General features: G+C 33.2%; 15 protein-coding genes and 1 tRNA gene. 3 read left to right on the plus strand and 13 right to left on the minus strand.

Translation table 11 applies throughout. The features are described from left to right. Nucleotides 1-36: 36 nt before the first annotated feature. From DFQ09_RS01660 to DFQ09_RS01670, 3 genes are all read right to left on the minus strand, one after another. Entirely contained in the window at nt 37-2,157 is a 2,121-nt protein-coding gene (locus tag DFQ09_RS01660) for a peptide MFS transporter (RefSeq protein WP_115807851.1), read from the minus strand. A gap of 27 nt (nt 2,158-2,184) precedes the next feature. Further along, the gene (locus DFQ09_RS01665) at nt 2,185-3,771 is read right to left on the minus strand and encodes a peptide MFS transporter (RefSeq protein ID WP_115807852.1); all 1,587 of its coding nucleotides are present in this window, start codon (nt 3,769-3,771) and stop codon (nt 2,185-2,187) included. Between the two features lie 106 nt (nt 3,772-3,877). Continuing rightward, on the minus strand, nt 3,878-6,070 hold the full coding sequence (locus DFQ09_RS01670) for a S9 family peptidase (protein WP_115807853.1): 2,193 nt from the start codon (nt 6,068-6,070) through the stop codon (nt 3,878-3,880). 180 nt (nt 6,071-6,250) lie between these two features. On the opposite strand from DFQ09_RS01670, the gene DFQ09_RS01675 reads away from it, so the two are divergent. Together DFQ09_RS01675 and DFQ09_RS01680 are read left to right on the plus strand one after the other, a co-directional pair. Then, nucleotides 6,251-7,627, plus strand: coding sequence for a hydroxymethylglutaryl-CoA reductase, degradative (locus DFQ09_RS01675; protein WP_394347261.1), 1,377 nt, complete (start codon nt 6,251-6,253; stop codon nt 7,625-7,627). 125 nt (nt 7,628-7,752) lie between these two features. Continuing rightward, nucleotides 7,753-8,682, plus strand: coding sequence for a GYDIA family GHMP kinase (locus tag DFQ09_RS01680; protein WP_115807855.1), 930 nt, complete (start codon nt 7,753-7,755; stop codon nt 8,680-8,682). A gap of 64 nt (nt 8,683-8,746) precedes the next feature. Here the strand turns inward: DFQ09_RS01680 and DFQ09_RS01685 are convergent, their stop codons facing one another. The 7 genes from DFQ09_RS01685 to DFQ09_RS01715 form a co-directional block, all read right to left on the minus strand. After that, nucleotides 8,747-10,894, minus strand: a complete 2,148-nt coding sequence (locus DFQ09_RS01685; protein ID WP_115807856.1) for a SurA N-terminal domain-containing protein — start codon at nt 10,892-10,894, stop codon at nt 8,747-8,749. A gap of 198 nt (nt 10,895-11,092) precedes the next feature. Continuing rightward, entirely contained in the window at nt 11,093-12,382 is a 1,290-nt protein-coding gene (locus DFQ09_RS01690) for a hemolysin family protein (protein ID WP_115807857.1), read from the minus strand. Nucleotides 12,383-12,385: 3 nt separating this feature from the next. Further along, nucleotides 12,386-12,577 carry a hypothetical protein gene (locus DFQ09_RS01695; protein ID WP_115807858.1) on the minus strand — a complete coding sequence of 64 codons (192 nt, stop codon included), beginning with the start codon at nt 12,575-12,577 and terminating at the stop codon, nt 12,386-12,388. A 128-nt stretch (nt 12,578-12,705) separates the two neighbouring features. Then, nucleotides 12,706-13,260, minus strand: a complete 555-nt coding sequence (gene lptC / locus DFQ09_RS01700) for an LPS export ABC transporter periplasmic protein LptC (protein WP_115807859.1) — start codon at nt 13,258-13,260, stop codon at nt 12,706-12,708. Then, a complete protein-coding gene (locus DFQ09_RS01705) occupies nt 13,260-14,621 on the minus strand; it encodes a tetratricopeptide repeat protein (protein WP_115807860.1) in 1,362 nt (453 codons plus the stop codon). The genes lptC and DFQ09_RS01705 overlap by 1 nt, the downstream gene beginning before the upstream one ends. Nucleotides 14,622-14,635: 14 nt before the next feature. Beyond that, complete coding sequence (locus DFQ09_RS01710; protein ID WP_115807861.1) at nt 14,636-15,952, minus strand: hypothetical protein; 1,317 nt, start codon at nt 15,950-15,952, stop codon at nt 14,636-14,638. Further along, the gene (locus tag DFQ09_RS01715) at nt 15,952-16,680 is read right to left on the minus strand and encodes a type III pantothenate kinase (protein WP_115807862.1); all 729 of its coding nucleotides are present in this window, start codon (nt 16,678-16,680) and stop codon (nt 15,952-15,954) included. Before DFQ09_RS01715 ends, DFQ09_RS01710 begins: the two co-directional genes overlap by 1 nt. 103 nt (nt 16,681-16,783) lie before the next feature. Between DFQ09_RS01715 and DFQ09_RS01720 the strand changes: the two genes are divergently transcribed. After that, nucleotides 16,784-16,859 (plus strand) — tRNA-Phe (locus DFQ09_RS01720). A gap of 141 nt (nt 16,860-17,000) precedes the next feature. Here the strand turns inward: DFQ09_RS01720 and DFQ09_RS01725 are convergent. The 3 genes from DFQ09_RS01725 to DFQ09_RS01735 form a co-directional block, all read right to left on the minus strand. Continuing rightward, nucleotides 17,001-19,940 carry an AsmA-like C-terminal region-containing protein gene (locus tag DFQ09_RS01725; protein WP_115807863.1) on the minus strand — a complete coding sequence of 980 codons (2,940 nt, stop codon included), beginning with the start codon at nt 19,938-19,940 and terminating at the stop codon, nt 17,001-17,003. 90 nt (nt 19,941-20,030) lie between these two features. Further along, entirely contained in the window at nt 20,031-20,921 is an 891-nt protein-coding gene (locus DFQ09_RS01730) for a phospholipase A (RefSeq protein ID WP_115807864.1), read from the minus strand. A 63-nt stretch (nt 20,922-20,984) separates the two neighbouring features. Beyond that, nucleotides 20,985-21,497: a hypothetical protein gene (locus tag DFQ09_RS01735; protein ID WP_115807865.1), complete on the minus strand. Its 513-nt coding sequence runs from the start codon at nt 21,495-21,497 to the stop codon at nt 20,985-20,987. Nucleotides 21,498-21,506: the final 9 nt, after the last annotated feature.

Here is a 21,506-nt window from a genome sequence, read left to right on the forward strand (position 1 = left end):
AAACAGGAGCATTTTAGATATTTTTAACGGTTTTTGTTAACGTACACCGTGCATTAGTTTTTTCAATACTGGGTTTAACACAAATATGAAAAGTCCTGCGATAACTGGCACAATTGTAAATATTAAGAAGAACGTAGATAAGCTATACTCCTTCGTGATATTTTCAATTTGCCCACCAACTACTGCTGCTAACTTATTACCAATAGCAATGGCTAAGTACCACATACCAAACATAAGCGCTATCATTCTGCCTGGCACCAATTTACTTACATAAGATAAGCCTACAGGTGATAAACAGAGCTCTCCAAGTGTATGGAACAGATATGCTAAAATCAGCCAAACCATACTTACTTTTACGCCATCTACAAGACCAAAAGCACCAAAGGCTAGCAAACCAAAACCAATTCCCATAGTACATAAACCTAATGCATATTTTGTTGCTGCACTTGGGTTGTATTTACTTTCCCACCATTTAGAAAAGAATGAAGCAAATACAATAATAAAGAATGAATTTAGAATACTAAACCAAGATACTGTTATTTCAACCTCGTTATCTCTAACCTTAGTAACTGTTGCGTCCACAAAGCCGGTATCTCTACCTAGATTCTTTGCATTAGCAACTAACTCAGCTTGTTTATCTACGGTAGACACAAATGAGAATTCTGTTAATTCTTTATTCTTATTAATAAGGACTTTACTATCACCTACTTTATAATCTGCATAAGGTTCCCCGACAGTAATTGTTTTTGTTACAATCTTTTGTGTCGAATTAGTTACTGTACTTTGAGTCACAGGTATGTATTTAAATTGCAATACACCTTTATCGTTTTTAACCTGCTCACCTTTATCATCTAGTTCAGGCTGCTCAATAGCACTATAGCTCACATCATAAGCTGTAGTATTAAAGTCTCTATTTAACATCCACCCTACAATTGTCCACATTAATAAGAAGCATATGACTAGTACGATATTTGAACCTGGTATTTTTTTAAATGTTTTCTTCCATAAAATATAAAGCACATAAGAAATAATAATCAATGGAATAACCGTAAGTAATGTATTTACGATATTAAATATTATCGCCGAATTTCCGCTCAACAATCTATCTACATTATCTCTAGCAAAAATCACTAATGATGACGCACCTTGCTCAAAAGACATCCAAAAGAACACCGTAAAGAACGCAAATATTATAAATGCAATCATTCTATCTCTGACGACAGCTGTATACCTTAAAATACGACCTATTACTAAAACTAAAAATAATGCTAAAGCAAATAAAACTGCCGTGTATTGACCTTCAAAATCACCTATTTGTAAAAAGGCGAACATATCGATACCAGCAATTTTAGACATTGGATCATTAACTGCATAACCTAAACCTATAATTGATGCTATAACAATTAAAACCTTATCTAAAGTTGTGAAAGGATTAGGACGTTCTTCTATCTCTTCTTCCGAAATTTCAACACTTTCTTCATTAATGTTTTGCGGCAATTCTACCTCATGAACTTTAGATGGCTTAGCACCTATTTTTCCGAATAATGGACCTGCCAACCAAAATTGAATGGTTCCTAATAGCATAAAAATCCCTGCCAATCCAAATCCATAAGCCCAACCTACTTTTTCAGCTAAATAACCACAAAGCATCATTCCGAAAAATGCACCAGCGTTTACACCCATATAATAAATGGTATAAGCACCATCTTTCTTTTCTGGGTTCTTTTTGTACATATCAGAAATAATAGATGTCATCGTTGGTTTAAAAAACCCTGTACCTACTACTAAAAGAAACAATCCAAAGTATAATGAGAATTCAGTTTCTAAAGCCATAGATGCATGGCCAGCCGTCATTATTAAAGACCCAATAATAACTGCCCAGCGATACCCTGTATATTTATCAGCTAGCCAACCACCTATAATCGGTGTAATATAAAGTAACATCGCATAAGTTCCAAAAAGCGCACCTGCATTCTCTACTGTCCATTCCCAACCTGGATTATAGCCAATAGCAGCCATGGTAAGGAAATTAACAAGTAGTACACGCATTCCATAGAACGAAAAGCGCTCCCACATTTCAGTAAAGAACAATACAAAAAGTCCAGCAGGATGACCAAGAACTTTATCTTTAAATAGATTTTCGATGTCAGTATTCATAAAAAATAATTTAGTTAGAGTGAATTCTTAATTAATTCCGTGCATCATTTTCTTTAATTTCGGATTTAAAATCAATAAGATTACCGCAGCGAACATTGGTATAGCAGCAATAATTAAGAAAAAGGTAGACATAGAATACTTCTGCGAGATTTCATCAATATAAGATCCTGTCATACCTGCTATAAAGTTGGCAATTGCCGAAGCTGTAAACCAAAGTCCAAACAACAATCCTGCTAAACGCTTAGGAGATAATTTAGATACATACGAAAGTCCTACTGGTGACAAGCACAATTCTCCCGTTGTATGAAAAAAGTAAGCCATTATTAACCATACCATACTTACAGAAGCACTAGTTGCACCTTGAGGGATACTATTAGACCCTATAGACAAAACAACAAATCCAATTCCTACTAAAGCCAATCCCATTGCAAATTTCACAGGTCCTGAAGGATTCCATACTTTTTCCCACATTTTACTAAATGAAGATGCTAAAGTGATAATGAAAAAAGAATTCAAAATTTGAAACCAAGACACCGTTACTTCAGTCTGCTCAAGGCTAAATTCTCTATATACTTTCCAGCCACCTAAAAACCAAATAATTAAAAAAGATATTCCTGTGAATATAATGGTTAATGGATAGGTCTTATAAATTTTCTTACCTAAACCATATAGCACCCAAGACACTATTATAATTGGAAAAATAGTTAAAATAGCATCTATCCATTTAAAAATAACACCTGAATTACCTTCTAAAACTCTCTGTGTATAATCTTTTGCAAAAACAGTCATAGATCCACCAGCTTGCTCAAAAGCAAAGAAGAAGAAAATACTGGCAACCATTAGCACACCAACAACCACTAATCTATCTCTTACAATATGAGCAGGAGTTTCAATTTCATCTTCATCATCTGCAATTTTATCTAACTCAGCTTCAAATTGCTTTTTAGGGGTTTCACCAACAACACCAAATATATTACGTCCAAAATAGAATTGTAACATACCAAATAGCATAAATACTCCAGCCAATCCAAATCCATAGTGCCATCCTATTTTTTCACCAATGTATCCACAAAGTAACATTCCTAAGAAAGCACCTGCATTAATACCCATATAAAAAATAGTATAACCAGCATCTTTTTTAGAACTTGAATCTGGATATAGATTTCCTACCATTGAAGAAATATTTGGCTTAAACAAACCATTTCCTAAAATCATCATTACAAGACCTGCGTAGAAAAAATTAGGACTAATACCTTCTAAGGCCATGGACGCATGTCCTAAAGTCATAATTAATGCTCCTAATAAAATAGCTTTTCTAAATCCTGTAAATTTATCCGCTAATATTCCACCTAAAAGTGGTGTTAAGTAAACCAAACCAGTGTACCAAGCATAAAGTTGCATAGCATCTGCATTAGTCCATTCCCAGCCTCCTTTGCCAATTTCTGTTATTAAAAACACAGTTAATAGTGCTCGCATTCCATAATAACTGAAGCGCTCCCACATTTCTGTAAAAAATAGCACGAACAATCCTGCTGGATGTCCCATTACCATTGCATCATCAATACCTTTTCTATTCAGATGCTTGATTAAAGCTGGATCATTTTCTTGGTTCATAAGTTTAGTTTTTAGGTTTGTTTATTAGTTATGTTTTTATTCTGTCTTTAAAATGTTTTTTGGTAAAGAAAAATGAATGAGCACCATCACACTCTCAAAGTTACTTTTACTTATTTAATTTATCGCCCAATGTACGATGAATAAAATCTGTCATCTTCTTATATAAATGTAATCTTGTGTTTCCACCGTAAATGCCGTGATTTTTATCTGGATAAATCATCCATTCAAATTGTTTATCTGCCTGAATTAATGCTTCAACCATTCTCATGGTATTTTGCACATGTACATTATCATCTCCAGTACCGTGAATTAACAGAAAATCACCTTTAAGTTTATCTACATGATTTATTGGTGAGTTCTCATCATAACCCGTTGGGTTTTCTTGAGGTGTTGTCATATAACGCTCAGTATAAATAGAATCATAAAACCTCCAGCTCGTCACTGGCGCGACCGCAATTGCCATTTTAAAGACATCATTTCCTTTAAAAAGTGCATTACTACTCATAAAACCGCCATAGCTCCAGCCCCAAATCCCAATTCTTTCAGCGTCTATATAATCTAACGCCCCCAATTGTTTTGCAGCTTCTATTTGATCTTCAACTTCAAATTTTCCTAATTCATTTTGAGTAACTTTCTTAAAATCGGCTCCTTTAAAACCTGTTCCTCTTCCATCAATACAAACTACAATATAACCTTGCTGCGCTAGCATCTGATACCAGTAATCATTTGTACTATTCCAGCGGTTAGCCACTTGCTGCGAACCTGGACCTGAATATTGATACATAAATAAAGGATACGTTTTATTCGCATCAAAATCTTTAGGCTTAATCGTCCACATGTTTAAATCATTTCCATTTACGGAAATAGTACTGAATTCTTTTTCAGACATCACATAGCCCTCGAGTTTCTTGGCTAATTGATCATTATCTTTAATTTGTTTAACAACTTTACCCGATTTAGAACTGTATAACGTGTATTCTTGAGGTGTTGCTGCACTTGAGAACGTATTAATAAAATAGGTGAAGTCAGCACTAAAAGAAGCACTATTTGTTCCATTTTTCTCAGTAAGACGCTTTTTGTTTTTTCCGTTTAATTGTATAGAATATACATCTCTATTTATAGAACCATTTTCTGTGGATTGGTAGTAAATAGTATTGGCTTTTTCATTAAAACCATAGTAGTCCGTAACTTCCCAATTGCCTTTAGTAACTTGGTTAATAAGTTTACCATCTTTTGAATAATGATAGACATGATTAAAACCATCTAACTCACTCGTCCAAATAAAACTATTATCTTTTAAAAACGTTAAGTTGAAAGTGACATCGATATAGGCTTTATCTTTTTCTGCTAAAACTACTTTTGAAGTCTTTGTTTTAGTATTAATCATCCAAAGATCTAATTCATTTTGATGACGATTCATAAACTGAACACTCAACACATTAGCATCGTTTGTCCATTCTAATCTAGGAATATAAAAATCCTCGTAATCTTTAGTAACACTTAACTCCGAACCCTTTTTTGAATTTAAATTATATAAATGCAAAGATACTTTAGAGTTCGCTTCACCTGCTTTTGGGTATTTAAACACATGTTGTGTCTGGTATAAATCTGAACCATACACGTCCATAGAAAATTCAGGGACCTCAGATTCATCAAATCTTATAAATGCAATTTGGTTGCTATCTGCATTCCAATCAAAAGCTCTTACAAAGCTAAATTCCTCTTCGTAAACCCAATCCGTAATACCGTTAATAATCTTATTCTTTTCGCCGTCTGTAGTTAACTGCTCTACGTTTCCTGATTTTAAATCCTTTACGAATAAATTATTTTCAAATCCGTAAGCTACTTTAGTGCCGTCTGGTGACAATGTTGGTTCTTGCACTAAATCATCAGATACTTTAGTCACATCTTTCGAAGCTATATCATATATGTAATATTCACCTAAAGTAGAACGTCTAAAAACGGGTTGTGATTTTGTAGTTAGAATTATTTTAGATTCGTCAGCATTAAATGAATAATCAAAAAAACCTTGAATCTCAGAAATATCAGCTGAAGACACTAAGGTTTTTACTTTTTCTAACGTTTTATAATCGTAAATATCTATGGTAGATGTTCGGCTTTGCCTATCAAAATTTAAAACTGAATACTGATTTCCATTCTCCATTGAATGTAAAGCTTGCATGCCTTCTGTTCTAAAAGTTCCACTCCAAATGTCTTGAAGCGTGATTTGTTTTTCCTGACAAAAAACTAATGAGGTCATTAAAAAGCAAAAAACAGCTGCAAGATGTCTCAAATTCATGTGTTTATATTTAGTATTTATAAAAGCTTAGAACCTGCTCGTTATTGATTATTTTCTGAATCAATACTATTTTTAGCATGTTCTTTTCTTAAATTTCATGTTTTAATAAAGCAATGCCAAGTTTACTAAAAATTATGCAAAAAATCGCTATTATTAACAGTAAATCGGCATTTAAAATCGATTAAGGAGACATTTTACACCAATCCTAGTATCTTTGTTTTTACAAAAAAAAGAACTAACATGCCTCATACCATTTCTGGCTTTTCTAAGCTTTCTAAATCCGAAAAGATTGAATGGCTTTTAAACACGTATTTCACAGATAAAGATAGTGCAAGAGCACTTGTTAAACAGTATTGGAATACAGATGATAAACTTCAGAAGTTACACGATGAATTTATTGAAAACACCATTACTAATTACTATTTACCACTAGGTGTTGCTCCTAATTTTTTAATTAATGAGACGACGTACACCATCCCATTGGCAATTGAAGAAAGTTCGGTTGTTGCTGCCGCAAGTAAAGCTGCTAAATTTTGGTTGGATCGTGGTGGCTTTAAAGCTGAAGTATTATCTACTGAAAAAATAGGTCAAGTTCATTTTATATATAAAGGTGATTTTGATAAACTCGAAGCCTTTTTTAAACACGTTAAACCACAATTAATCCGTGATACAGCGTCCATGACTAAAAGCATGGAACGTAGAGGAGGAGGTATTTTAGATATTCAATTACGTAACAAATCCGAAGATTTACCAAACTATTATCAGCTGCATGCGACGTTTGAAACCTTAGATGCGATGGGAGCCAATTTCATCAATACGTGCTTAGAGCAATTCGCGACGACTTTTAAAAATGAAGCCTTACAGTTTGACGGTTTTAATGATGAAGAGAAGCATATTTCAATTGTAATGAGTATTCTTTCTAACTACGTCCCACAATGTTTGGTGCGTGCTGAAGTTTCTTGCAAGATTGAAGATTTAAAAAGTAAAGACATTCCGAATCCGGAAGAATTTGCGCAAAAATTTAAGCAAGCCGTTAATATTGCAGAAATAGAACCTTATAGAGCAGTAACGCACAATAAAGGGATTATGAATGGTATTGATGCCGTTGTTTTAGCTACAGGAAATGATTTTAGAGCCGTTGAAGCTGGCGTACATGCCTATGCCGCAAAGGATGGCAAATATTCAAGTTTAACACATTGTTCAATTGAAAATGGTGTTTTTAAATTTTGGATTGAAATTCCTTTAGCTTTAGGAACCGTTGGCGGCTTAACAAACTTACATCCTTTAGTAAAATTTTCAATGGAAATGCTTCAAAAACCAACAGCAAAAGACTTAATGAAAATTGTCGCTGTTGCAGGGTTAGCGCAGAATTTTGGTGCTGTAAAATCTTTAACGACAACAGGTATTCAAGAAGGGCATATGAAAATGCACCTTATGAATATTTTGAATCAGTTTGAAGCTACAGATGCTGAAAAAATTACTTTAATCGAACATTTTAAGACTAATGTGGTAACGCATAGTGCGGTTGTTGAGGCTATAAAACAAATTCGCGACTAGGAAAATTTCAAATAGTAAAAACTAAATTCCAATGCTTACTCGGATGGAACATCTCGCAAAGACGCAAAGACGCAGAGCTGCAACGCCTTAATAACTTAATTACTTAATTTTTTGAACGCTAAACTTTGAACCCACAACCGACAACATACAGAAGTAACGGAAAGCTATTACTCACAGCAGAATATGCTGTTTTAGATGGAGCCAAAGCTTTGGCGATTCCAACTAAATATGGGCAGAGTTTGGTTGTTGAGCCTAATGATTCTAACGTAATTAATTGGAAGAGTTATAATGAACTCAATGAGGTTTGGTTTGAGTGTCTCATATCATTTAATGAGATTACGACGACTGACGAAAAAAGCCAACCGAACAATGACGTTAAAAAACGGTTGTTACAAATTTTAAAAACAACTAAAAGTTTAAATCCTGAATTTTTAGCTTCAGATCAAGGTTACGATATTACAACCCATCAAGACTTCAATAGACTTTGGGGCTTGGGTACGTCTTCAACTTTAATTAATAATATAGCAGACTGGGCTAATGTTGATGCCTATCAATTACTTCAAAAAACATTTGGAGGCAGTGGTTATGATATTGCTTGTGCTCAAAATAACACGTCAATCACATTTCAATTACAACCAGAACAAAACCCATTGGTAACAACAGTTGATTTCCACCCTGAATTTAAACATCACCTCTATTTTGTATATCTCAATCAGAAGCAAAATAGTAGGGATGGGATTTCAGCTTATAAAACACTTGGGAAAATTAATTCTGATACCATAGCAAAACTCAATACAATTACTGATGATATGACTTCTTGTACGTCACTTTCAGATTTTAAACAATTAATTGAGACTCATGAAACTATCATTTCTAGCCTCATAGAACAAAGCCCTATTAAAACCCGCCTATTTTCTGATTTTGAAGGAGCCATAAAAAGCTTAGGAGCTTGGGGAGGTGATTTTGTATTGGTGGCTTCTAAAGAAGACCCAACGGCTTATTTTAATGCCAAAGGTTTTCCTATTGTTTTAAGCTATAAAGACATGATTTTATAGTACAAAAAAAAAATGGCTTCACATTTCTGCAAAGCCATTTCAACGTATTCTAATTGCTATAAGGTTAGTAAACCGTTTTAGCTCTATTATCTTCTATATCTGCAGCTTTTTCTAATGCTGTAAACACTTTAGTCTGTACTGTATTTCTACGCTCAGCATTTAATCTGTTTACAATAGCTCCGTAGTTATCTAACTTCGTAGCTTCGTTAACTTTAGTTACTTGCACAACATAAACACCTTTTTCACCATCAATAGGTTTAGACGTTGCTCCTTCAGCTAATCCAAATGCTGCACCTACAACTTTAGGCTCAACACCAGCACCTGATAAGGTAGTGTTCTTAATAGTAACAGCAGCTGCTGTTCTAACAGTTTGACCTTGATTTTTAGCGACATCAGCTACTGTAGTTGCTGTAATCTTCTCACGAATCATTTTCGCTTTCTTCTCTTTTCTTATTTCTGGTAATGCAGTAATTGAAGCATCTTCTGTACTCATTAAACCTTTTTCTCTCTTCTCTACAACCTTAGCTACGATAAAACCAAAATTAGATATCGGGAAATTCTTAAAATCACCAGCTTCTGTATCGCTATCAAAAGCCCAACGAACTACTTCTCTTTGACTTCCTAGACCTGGAATATTTTCATCTAACGCTTCAAATGTAATCGGTTTTACAGTTAAATCACCTTCTTTAGCTAAGGCATTAAAATCACCATCTTTAGCAGCGATTTCAAACTTAGACATTACGTTAAACACATCTTGAAGTGTTTGATCTGAAGGCTCAATTTTACTTGCTATTGTTGCAACTTTCACTGCACTATTAAAACTCTTCTGCTCTAATACTTCAATAATATGGTAACCGAAAGAGGTTTGTACAACATCGATATCACCTTCTTTATTATCAAAAGCAAATGCTTTAAATTCTGGTGCCATTCCTGCTAAATAGTCAAATTCAATTTCACCATCTTGCTCATTACTTACTTTATCAGAAGACAATTCTAATAAATCCATAAATTTAGTACCTGCTTTAATTTGTGCAAAAATACTATCTGCAGTTTTCTTAGCTTCTTCTGGTGTTTTAGTCACAGACGCATCTGCTCTTTGTCCACCTACAAAAGGAACTAATATATGACGAACTTTTACCGAGTCTGGTAATTGTTGAGTTGCAACAATTTTAGACAATTTATAAAATTCACCATCTTTATAAGGTCCGTAGTAACTACCAACACCTAATTTCATTAACGTGTCTTTAGCTACAGCTGGTAATTGTGCTGCTCTTAAAAAAGCATCATTGTATTTAATAGCTGAATTTGAATTTACAAATTCTTCAACATCAGTAGCAGAATCAAAACCTTGAATCTTTTCTGTATTCTTACTGTTTTCGTTATATTCTGTTCTATCCGATTTTAAAGCTAATAAATCTGCTTTTATTTTATCTTCATCGGCTTTAGAAGCTCCCTCCTTAAATTCTACATAAACAACTTCTGTAGTCGCATCCGTTTTGTATGTATCCTCATGCTTTTTCATATAAGCAGTTATTTCGCTTTTAGAAACAGCAACCGAACTATCTGCAATAGTTGTATAAGGTACTTGAACATAACTAATATCTACTGTTTTAGAATCACCTAAATAATCTTCTTCTGCTTCAGAAACTGTTGTACCGATACCAGCTTTAACCATATTATAATAGGTTTGCTGAATTGCATTTGCAGCAATAGTTTGTTCATTGCTTGTCCAACTTTCATAGTTCACTAAGAAGTTTCCTAATGGAGCAGTGTCACCATTTAAATCTCTTAAGTTTGCAATAAATGCATTTAAACGATTAACATCAAAGTTTCCGTTTGCATCTTGAAATTCTGGATATGAAGAAAAACTAGTTTTCAATAAATCTCTCATTTCGTCTTTTTCGACAGACAATCCTAATTCATCAAATTCAGACTGTAATACAATTCTACGCACTTCTTGGTTGTAAATAGCATTCATAGATTGTGTAGATGTTTGTCTTCCACCTGATCTATCTTGATAGCTTTTTACTTTTTGCTGAAACTCATTTCGGTTGATATCTGTTCCGTTAATAGTCGCAACCACATCTTGTGATCCTCCTGTTAGGGCATCAGAATTTTTGAATAAATCTCCAATTACGAATGAAAATAACGCTAATGCAATTACTAATATTAATACTAGTGAGCGTTGTCTAATTTTATTTAAAACTGCCATAGTCTTTTGTAATGTCTTTAATTTGGTGTAAATAAGTCTGCGAAAATAGTATATTCTACTAAATAATAAAAGGAGAAGCGTAGTTTTTATAAGCGTAGGAAGCTTTATTCAAAATTTCATTAAAATGTACCTAAATAACTTCACTATAATATAAAGAAATAACTGTAAGATTCTAATTTTTGAAACGCTAAAAATTGATTAATCCACATCGAGAACCTTTAGTATAACTTCATCAATTTTTGTAGAAGATACTTCTGTAATTGTAAACTTGAAATTTTCAATTTGAACGTCGTCATTCTCTTGCGGAATACCTTCTGTAGCATGTACGATTAACCCACCTAAGGTTTCATAATTTTCGCTTTCGGGAAGATTCAACTTATAGGTTTCGTTAATGTAGTCGACTTCTAGTCTTGCTGTAAATTTATAAGTATTGTCATTAAGTTGCTCTTCGACCATTTCAATCGTATCGTGCTCATCTTCAATTTCACCGAATAATTCTTCAACAATATCCTCAACAGTCATAATTCCAGAGGTACCACCATATTCATCAATAACCACTGCTATGCTTCGACGTTTCTTGGTTAAGATATTCAACACATCTTTAATAAGTATGGTTTCGGGCACAAAAGCAACACGAATAATTATGGATTTAATGGTTTCGGGTTTTTTAAACAGCTCAAAAGAATGGACATAGCCTAAAATATCATCGATACTGTCTCTATAAACAAGAATCTTAGTTCTACCGGTTTCTATAAAAAGTTGTCTTAAATTTTCAATAGAATCTAAAATATCTACAGCTGTGATCTCTGTACGTGGCACCATTACCTCACGTGCCTTTACTTCTGAAAACTCTAGAGCATTCTGAAAAATCTGAATTTCACTATCAACATCATCATGATTTTCCACCGACTCCATTTGTTCAGTAATATAATTACCAAGCTCTACTTTAGTCATTGCCAAAACAACATCTTCTCCTTCTGCTTTAAATATGTATTTTAAAACAGCATCCGAAATCCAAATAATAAAATCTGAAACCCACGAAAACAAGATGTAGAAAATATACGTTGGAAAGGCTAATACCTTTAATAAGGTGTTAGCGTAAATTTGAAAGAATACTTTAGGTAAAAATTCTGCTGTAATTAAAATTACTAGAGTTGAAATCACCGTTTGAGTTAACAACTGTAAATCGACAAGCATATAAGTTAGTGCCGGACTATCTGAAGGCAACTTGGTCTGAAACCAACTTACCAAAACCTCACCCATTTTAAAACCATAGATAACCAGTGCTATATTATTTCCAATAAGCATGGTTGCAATATATTTTGAAGGTTTAGCCGTAAGTTTACCCAAAATTCTCCCTAAGAAATCTCCTTGCTTCTTCTCTAACTCAATATGAATTTTATTGGAAGATACATAAGCGATTTCCATACCAGAGAAAAAGGCTGAAAGTATAAGTGTAGTTATAATAATGACTATGTCGGAAGTCATGAATTATTGGTTATTACGATCTTCAAACTTTTTGCTGAAGCGTTTTCTAAAGAAAAACATAAACGTTGCCAAAGCAGCGAAAACTAATGACATATAAGCACCGTTTCTATTATCAGACCATTTAGTAATGGCATCGTATACAAATAGCACTGCAAAAATAATATAAGCGTAATGAAAAATCTTCTGTATTTTCATGTGTTGATCTTTATTGGTTTTTATTTATTACATGGAGTTTGCGCATGTCTTCTTTATAAAACATTAGGATTGAGTTTAGCGCTTGGCTCATGTATTAATTAAGCAAACTAATGATGGTGCAAAGATAGTTAATTATCAAATTGATAATCCCCTCCCATTTCTAACATCTGAAACTTCTTAAAGTCTTTATCCGAATCAAATCCAACACCATGTAATGATCCATATAGCCAAGGTTCATTAGTAAATAACCACTCTAACTTTTGGTTGTAGTATAGTTGTTCTGTAAATAACGTATCTCTTTGGTGGCTTGCAATTTGCACATTGCCTCGCAAATCAATGATATCCGTTTCAGAATAGACAATGGCATAATCTGAGGTTATTGTAGTCTTATTTTTTTTATCATCGTAGACATAAAGCACAACTCCATCCGGAAACTCATTAAATGCAAAATTCCGATTAGAATAATCTAACATTTTCGGACTTAGTAAATTGGCGAGTAACCTAACCGTATCTTCTTTTACCTCAGTATATTTTAAATCTATGTTTTCAGCCTCACCAATAGGCTGATTTTGTAATACACCAACTTTTTGAACTTCGTTAAAGTCATTATTACACGAAAAAAACAAAGTCACAACGATTGCTGTGACTAAGTTTTTAATGATATGTAAAAAATGTTTTCTCATTAATTTTTAGGAACCGTTACCGAACGCCCTATCCAACAACCGATTTGGATAACTTCACCTGCACATGTACAGTTAAAAATATCTGTTTTTGAAGGAGCACTTGCTCTATAACTAGTTGCTGACTGAGCTGCTGCACTTCTTAAACGACTATCTACTCGTCCTGCTTTTTCAGCTTCAAGTGCTGCTAACCAAAACACCGCTCTTTTATTAAAGTTAGTATCTCCACAGTTGTTTGCGCTTTTAGCATACATGCTAGCAATTGATAAGTGCGGAGAACCATCTGAAGGGTTAAGTTTTAAAGCTTCCATGTAATATTGTCTTGCTTTTCCGTAGCTTCCTTTAGATTTAAGCTCATTAGCTAAACCTTTGTATAACTTCGCCTTTTTTAAAGGATCTGTTGACAAAGCAATAGTCTGATCTAAATACTTTTGCTCACCTGTAAGAATATAAAGGTAATAAGCAGTATCAGCATTTGGCTCAATAGTATTCTTTTGTTGAACTAATTTTAAGAATAATGGATCTTCTTTACATTCTTTAGCATACATTCTGTTCATAGCACGTTGTAACCACTCGCCATTAGTTTTGTTTGCTTCAAAATCTTTTTCATATAATGGAATTAATACTTCACAAGTTGCTCTTTCCCCAACTTTTTGATCCATACTAGACTTCACTTTATCAAAGGCCGCTAAATTAGCTTCGAAATTAGCTTTGTACTTTGGTTCGTTTTTAGTCAATGCCGTACCAGCTTCCTCCTTTTCTACTAATTTGTTTAGTTTTTCTGTATAAGATTCTTCTATAGATTCAATCATTCCCATAACATCATCATACTTATCAAACATTTGTTGCGCCGTTTTCTTTTGCGCATCAAATAAATCTACTGCTAATGAAAAATAAGTATAAAGCCCGATTGAACTATCAAAGTTTTTAGCATCTTTTTTAAACGCTTCATCAAACATGTTATAGACTTGTTCGTCTGACATATTTAACTCTTTTCTGTATTTGTAAGCTAAGTTAGCTTTATCCACTAAGATTTCACCAAGGTCGTATCTAGACTCAAAATGCTCTCTACTCTGATCATATAACAACATTAAATCTTTAATGTGTGCTACTTGTTCTGCTCCAGACGAGTTTTCAACTTTATGCTTTAGGATTTTTTCACCATGTACATATATCGCTCTATTAAACTTAGGACACTTTTCTCTAACTATTTTCCATGGTCCATAAGCATCATCGTATTTTTTGCTTTTTACATAACTATCAAAAATTGATAGGTTATTCATACATTCTTCATCTTGCTGAGCAAACCCTAAATTAACACTCATAAAAAGTGCTAAAAAAAGTATTGTAATTCTCGTCTTCATCTTTAGTTATTTTGTTAGTTATACTTCTTTTGTTCAAACCATCGAGAGTTCAAAGATAAACTTACATTTAAATTTATAAAATTCTCTTGAATTAAGTTTTGATTAGTTGTTCCTCGTTTTCCAAATTCTAAGCCTAAATTGGCATTAGAGAACATATTACGATTCCCAACTGGTAAACCTAAACCAAAAGATATGCCAAACTCCTTTATGGATTCATCTTTTACAACTAAACCAGTATTTGCAAAGTTAAATCCAGCCCTGTAAACTACTCGTTTTAAGTATCCTGAAAACGCATTGTAGTCTGGAATAAAAAAACCACCAACAGCAATCCTTGAAGAATTTTCAAAAGTAGAATTTTGATTAGGAAAAACAGGATTAGAAAAATCAGCTGAGCTTTGATAAGTATATTCTGTACCTACAAACCATGATTTTGGATCTCCGACACCTACACCAAAAGACACTGTTGCCGGTAAAGTTAATTTTGTGCTTTTTTGTTCGCCAAGGTCTGCTTCAATTGTATTAGATACTGATGTGGTTTGAAGCGTAGTAGCATCAACAGTAACTGTTGACAATGTTCTTATATTATCTGAACTAAGTTTATTTCCTGGGGCATACGTTGCTGTAATAGACAACTCTAACTTATCCGTAATCATGGTCTTGTAATTCAAACCAAAATTAACGTTTAAACCACTTAAATCAGATCTATTAAATTCACTTGTTTGGTACTGTACAACATCACCTTCTGGAGTATATTGAATTTCGAGAGCGACATTCTGTATGTTTCCGAAGTTATAGTTGAAATCCATTCCAACACTCAGTTTTTCTGTCACTTGATACCCCAAACCAGCAAAAACTCTGTTTAGACCACCTTCACCACTAAAACGATTGACAATAACACTGTCATCAGTAATGTCGTCTAGCTTATACCCCACCGAAGTGTATGGCAATAAACCAAACCCTAGTCCAAATTTGCCTAAAGGCACTGATACAGCCAAATAATCAAAAATAGTACTATTGGTATTTGCCTCGCCAAAGTTACTTTCTAATGTAGATTCAGTCATAGTACCTGCAACTGTAAATTTCACTGGTCTGCTTTCACCATTGAAATAAGGCCCTTTTAAAGGATTCCCTGCGTAAGACGCCGGATTTTTCAAATTAAAATGTATACTATCTAAGTAAACACTCATGCCTCCCATACTACGGTTCTCTACAGTTCCTTTAAACTTTAGACTTCCAATACCGTAAAATGAGTATGGAGAACCTGTACCTTGTTGTGCAAAAGCTGCAGAACTTATAATTGTAATACATATTACAATAAAACGTTTTATCATTATTTTGAATTATATTCTAGAATGAAATTCAAACCTTCTAAAAGAAAATTTGATTTCGCAAATATGGTATTTTTTAATTGGTTTGACAAAAATTTACTATCTCCACCTGTTAAAATAACTGTTAAATCTGAGTAATTTTCTATATATTGATTAATTACTCCATCAATTTCATTAATTGCACCATAAACAACACCTGAATGAATTGATGACTCCGTTGAGTTTCCAATAATATTATCGGGTGTCTTGGTCTCTAATAACGGAAGATGCGCTGTTAAATTATTTAAAGATAAATACCGCAATCTTAATCCTGGTGAAATAGCACCTCCTCTGTAATGATTTTCTTTTGTAACAAAGTCATATGTAATACAGGTACCTGCATCAATAATTAAAACATTTTTATTTGGAAGCTGATTTACCGAAGCACAAACTAAAGCTACACGATCTACACCCAATGTTTTTGGTGTTTGGTAGTCATTTTTAAATGGAAATTTTAACTCTGATGTTAATTCCATCACATTTAAATCATTTTTTATAAGTTCTACTTGCTCTTTTGACAAGTGACCAACAGATGAAATGATCGCTTTTTTCAACTTTGGAAAGTCTTTTTTTACGATTTCATACTGTTTTTTAAACTCATTTAGCTTAAAACTTAATTTATAAATTAAATCTGCGTTAAAAAAAACAGCAAACTTAACATACGTATTCCCCACATCTACAATAAGATTCATATCAATTTTTGTTATTTGCAAATTTATAAATTCAAATTTTATGTAATTCCTTTTGTTAATAATAAAAATGCTTATATATTTGCACCCGCTTAACAAAGCAATTGGTGCCTTAGCTCAGTTGGTAGAGCAAAGGACTGAAAATCCTTGTGTCCCTGGTTCGATTCCTGGAGGCACCACCACCATAACCTGTAACAGTCTATTTATTAGAAAGTTGCAGGTTTTTTGGTTTTTACAAGAAACCTAACTTAGAGACAACTCACTTTTCTTTGTTATTATAAGAGCCACACACCCCTTTATAATTCCTTCGACAAAAAAATATCTTATTGCTGAATTTTGAGCGTATCTACTGCCTTTACCCTTAAAGAATCTAAATTTATTTTTTCTATTTTCCGTTGCATTTCATCAATTTCATCAATAGTCATCCCCTCACGAATAGAATCCTTTAGCATAGACACCCTTTGCAGTTCTTCTTCCGAATAGCTATCCCCCGTATTCTTAAACTCATCTAAATCTGGGGATTTGCTTCCTAGTTTAATATTAAAATCTTCACTAGTACCATTAATTACAATTGGAATACCAATAACGCCTAATGGAGGTAAACCAATACGCATTTTTAGGTTAAGCATACCGTCTAAAGAGGTTTCTCCTTCTGTTCTTATACGAAAAGGACTAACCTTAAACCTAAATCTTTCCATCTTTAGGATGTTATTTTCTATAGTTGAGTTAATTGCTATTTCTTTTACAGAAGGATCATTTAATTTTCCAAATCCTGATTCTTTAGATATTGTCCCTAAAAGCTTATAGCCCTCAAATTGCAAATCTTGCGCTTTCAGCGTACCCTTTCCTTTAAGAGATGGCATAAGAGGCAGCATTTGATTGTCTAATGACCCTGACATGTTATAACTTATAGAAACATTACCTGAAGCCTTTTCGGCAGCAGGAACCAACTCTTTAAAGAGCTGAATCGTTTCATATCCTTTCTTTATATTAAGATTTTTAGCCTCTATGTCCATTGAAAAAATCGCCTCATTAAGATTTAAGGGGTGATAAAACCCTTCGATTTGCGCGTTACCATCAACCATTTTTAAATCACTACTTTTAAGATAAAGTCCCTGATCCTTAATCCCCAAAACACCTGATAACTCATTAATATTTAATAAATTATATTTAAGCGTATCTACCTGAATTTGAAAAGTGATATCCATATCTTTTGGCACTTGCATCACTCCACTAATCACCTCTTCAACTACAGCGGCTTCACTATCTAATTCTTCTACCGCCTGACTAGTTAACTGGTCTTTCTTTGGAAAAAATTCTGTAACAACTATTTTTGAGGATTCCAATTTCACATCACCACGTAAAATACCATTAGAAAATAAAGCATAATTTAGATAATCTTGAAAAAAACCATTCATAGAAACCTGAGTACTCTCATGCTGGATATTTAGATTAGAAAATGCCATTTTATCATCTAAGAACAAAAACTTCCCGCCCTTAACTAAAAGCGGCTGTGGTAGCACATCGGTTTCAATTTGTATACTCTCAACAATATCTAGTGTGCCAGAATGTGAGTTCGGCGTCACGCTTGTAGAGTTTTCATCATCTGGATTACTGAGCTGTCCTTTTAAATTTAAGTCAACTTTTAGCGCTCCCTTTGAAATTAAAAAAGGTAAATCAACAACTTGATGAAGTGAGGTAAAATCGATACTACCGACACTGTTGATTTCATATTCAGGTTGGTCAAAATTCTGAAAAAATGCTTTTGCTGCAAATTTATTTTCCAGAAAACTAAAGTTTAGCGCATTGATTTTTAAAGAAGAATCTGAATAGCTATTTCCATTATTTTGAACTAAAGCATCAATATTTATATTCTTAATAGGCTCAGGGTGTCCTGAAGTCTGTACAAACCCATTGGTTAGCTTAAAGCTTCCTTCGGTTTTAGGAAATTTTGATGCTAAGGGCTGATAAACACCTTCCATATTCCAATTAGACCATAAGATACCATTAAATTTAAAATCTGGTAATTGCAAAGTTTCGTTAAGCATCGTCAAATCTACCTTAGACTGAATATTGGATTTTACATAGAGCGAATCTTCTCTCCCCTTTAAAACCAATTTCCCTGCAGTGAGTTCATCTTGTAGTTTAAAATTTAGGTTATCTAAACGAAAATCCATTAATCCATTTTCTAAAGACCCTTTGAATTTTACCTGTATATTTTCCAATTTCTGATTGGCTGTCTTATGTGCTATTTCACCATTATTTATAACCAAATCCAATGACACATGTTCTCTTTTCAGCGAATCGGGAACGGTACCGGAATAGCCAATTAGGTTACAAGTGGCATCAATATCACCGTTCATATCCATACTTTTGGACCATTCGGTATATTTTGGAGGAAGGGCGCTTACCACATTTTGTAGCGTGCCGTTTTTTGTATTGAAAACCACATTATAAGAAAGGCCATCATCAAAAACATCTAATCTCCCATTAAAATTGACATTTAAATCATTCAATGAAATAGTATTGTCATCTAATTCTATAGAAAGCGTTTTAGTATCATAGATTGTAAAGGATTTTGCCTTTAGCGTTTTACCTTTTAGGTATTCTACTTTATCAAAAATAACATCGATACTATCAATATCCAATTGTGAACCCAACTCTAAAATTCCTTTATCTAGACCACCTTTGCCTTTATAATTAAAGCCATTGGATTTTATTGTTATGCCATTCTCTTCATCTTTATAAAGTACATTAGCATTTTTAATTTTGAGTTTATCTAGATTCAAATTTAAACCGAGCGAACTAGAATCATCTTGGCTAGATATAGAGTCTACATAAAAGATATTATCATAATTGTTTCTTCCAAACTTATCCTTAACAAGTCGAATATCACAATCCGTTAAATACGTTTCTTCGACCTTCAACTCATTTGAGAAAATTAATTTAAAAATATTAATACCAAAGCCGAGCTCTTTAGCTGTTATTATACGTTCTTTAGAAAACGGTTCAGGCTCTGCTAAATTAACCTCTTCAAAAGAAAAGGTTAACGAAGGAAAGTGACGAAAAAATGATATTTCGGACGCCTTAAACTGTAGTTCTGATCTTAAATTTTCGTTGATTCCTTTTTTTATTTCTTGAGAGATATAATCATTAAATATCTGAGGAATGGCAAACATGAAGATGAGCAAAGCGACGACCACACCTAATAACCATTTCAACACTAAAATAAGAATACCCTTTTTATTATTTGTTTTCACCATTTGAAAATAAATTATACTTTTTGATTTTTATGACTTACTATTTCAAATAGATTACTCTAATGTAATAAATCAATAATACTGTTTTAGGCACTACCAATTAACAAATGATACACCAATGCCAAAGGTACTCTGATAATGATTATAGTCTACTAATGTTTCCCCATATCCTGTAAAAAATTGTGCTTGTACTTGTAAATCCTTATTTATAGGATATAGATAATTGAATTCTAAACTACCATGATTATCCTTTAGCGAAAATGAATTCGTAGCAATTGCGTAAAATGTGTGCTTTTTTAGCTTATAGATAGCCTTAAGCCTTCCATTACCTATATAGTTTGTGATTAACGGATTTTCATCAACCTCATCATTTAATCTAATCCAAGGACTTAGATAGATTTGTAAGTTTTTACTTTCTAACGCTAAATTGAAAATCACTCGATTCCAGCTTCTCGACCTTGGTAAATCTCTACCATTAGATTGGTGATTAAAACTTACACCAAACATCTTTAAAGTGAGTCCTGCAATTTTAATATCTAAAGGAAAATTCAACATAAGTTCTGGCTCATAATTCAACTCTCTAAAGGCTCTAGACAATTCTGTATTATAAATTTGCCAATGCGCAATTTGAGTATAACCAACCCATAAATCTCCTTTTCCAAAAAATAATGATTCCGCCAATTTAGTCTTAAAACTTAACTGAAATTTAGCTTCATAATTATTAAATTCTTTAGGAATAGTTGAAGAAAAATCTGGATTTTCACTGTAAGGCAATTTATTCGGATTATTAGACCTTCTACCTGCGGTTACATACACGGGTTTATATGATCTTAGCTTAAATACGCCTTGCTTAGTTTCTTTATCTAAATCCCATATTTCTGATAAAGACTTAAGTCCTATTTCATTTTCTTCTAGCTCTTGAGCCTTAGAAATCGAAATTGACAGGACTAGTATAATAAATACAGCTATTTTTTTTAGCACCATTTAAATAAATTTCTATTGATGACCAGAAATGGAATTACACTTTTTAATCAAAAATTCTGCTCTTTATTCTTTACAATCCGTTTTTGATAATGGCATTGTAGATGAGTAATTGACAGAATTCACATCTTTAAACATTGTTCCGGATTCATCTAATTCGCCATAACCTTCCACCAATTGATTATCCTTAAGCATAAAAGTGACTTGTCTTTTACTTTCGACACCTTCAGATTGAAAGGTATACGTACCAACAAGTTTACCGTAGTTAAACTCTCCAGTGAAGCTACCTGTGTTTTTGTCTTTTTCAGCAAAAGCATAGGTCAAATTAGCCTCTACTGGATTATCGTTTTTTGTAATCTCCATATTGACTAGGCTACCATTTTCGTTATACATATAACAGCCTTTTTCAAGTGTTGGCGTTATTACGACTTCCTCCACCATAGGAACTTCTTTAATGGTTTCTTCTGGTTTATCCTCTTTATTTTTACAATTAAAAAAGGTAAAAGCAACGAATGCCAAGAGTACTACTTTTCTACTTATAGCACTAACGTTTGCGTTTTTAGAATTTGAATATTTCATAATATTTAG

The organism is Winogradskyella pacifica (assembly GCF_003386275.1).
In the GTDB taxonomy this organism is placed as follows: domain Bacteria; phylum Bacteroidota; class Bacteroidia; order Flavobacteriales; family Flavobacteriaceae; genus Winogradskyella; species Winogradskyella pacifica.

Excerpts from the sequence above, each read along its gene's own strand:
- DFQ09_RS01710 (WP_115807861.1), bottom strand. The coding sequence starts at position 15,952 with ATGATAAAACGTTTTATTGTAATATGTATTACAATTATAAGTTCTGCA.
- DFQ09_RS01695 (WP_115807858.1), bottom strand. The coding sequence starts at position 12,577 with ATGAAAATACAGAAGATTTTTCATTACGCTTATATTATTTTTGCAGTG.
- DFQ09_RS01660 (WP_115807851.1), bottom strand. The coding sequence starts at position 2,157 with ATGAATACTGACATCGAAAATCTATTTAAAGATAAAGTTCTTGGTCAT.
- DFQ09_RS01665 (WP_115807852.1), bottom strand. The coding sequence starts at position 3,771 with ATGAACCAAGAAAATGATCCAGCTTTAATCAAGCATCTGAATAGAAAA.
- DFQ09_RS01725 (WP_115807863.1), bottom strand. The coding sequence starts at position 19,940 with ATGGTGAAAACAAATAATAAAAAGGGTATTCTTATTTTAGTGTTGAAA.
- DFQ09_RS01690 (WP_115807857.1), bottom strand. The coding sequence starts at position 12,382 with ATGACTTCCGACATAGTCATTATTATAACTACACTTATACTTTCAGCC.
- DFQ09_RS01685 (WP_115807856.1), bottom strand. The coding sequence starts at position 10,894 with ATGGCAGTTTTAAATAAAATTAGACAACGCTCACTAGTATTAATATTA.
- DFQ09_RS01730 (WP_115807864.1), bottom strand. The coding sequence starts at position 20,921 with ATGGTGCTAAAAAAAATAGCTGTATTTATTATACTAGTCCTGTCAATT.
- DFQ09_RS01715 (WP_115807862.1), bottom strand. The coding sequence starts at position 16,680 with ATGAATCTTATTGTAGATGTGGGGAATACGTATGTTAAGTTTGCTGTT.
- DFQ09_RS01735 (WP_115807865.1), bottom strand. The coding sequence starts at position 21,497 with ATGAAATATTCAAATTCTAAAAACGCAAACGTTAGTGCTATAAGTAGA.
- DFQ09_RS01670 (WP_115807853.1), bottom strand. The coding sequence starts at position 6,070 with ATGAATTTGAGACATCTTGCAGCTGTTTTTTGCTTTTTAATGACCTCA.
- DFQ09_RS01705 (WP_115807860.1), bottom strand. The coding sequence starts at position 14,621 with ATGAAGACGAGAATTACAATACTTTTTTTAGCACTTTTTATGAGTGTT.
- lptC (WP_115807859.1), bottom strand. The coding sequence starts at position 13,260 with ATGAGAAAACATTTTTTACATATCATTAAAAACTTAGTCACAGCAATC.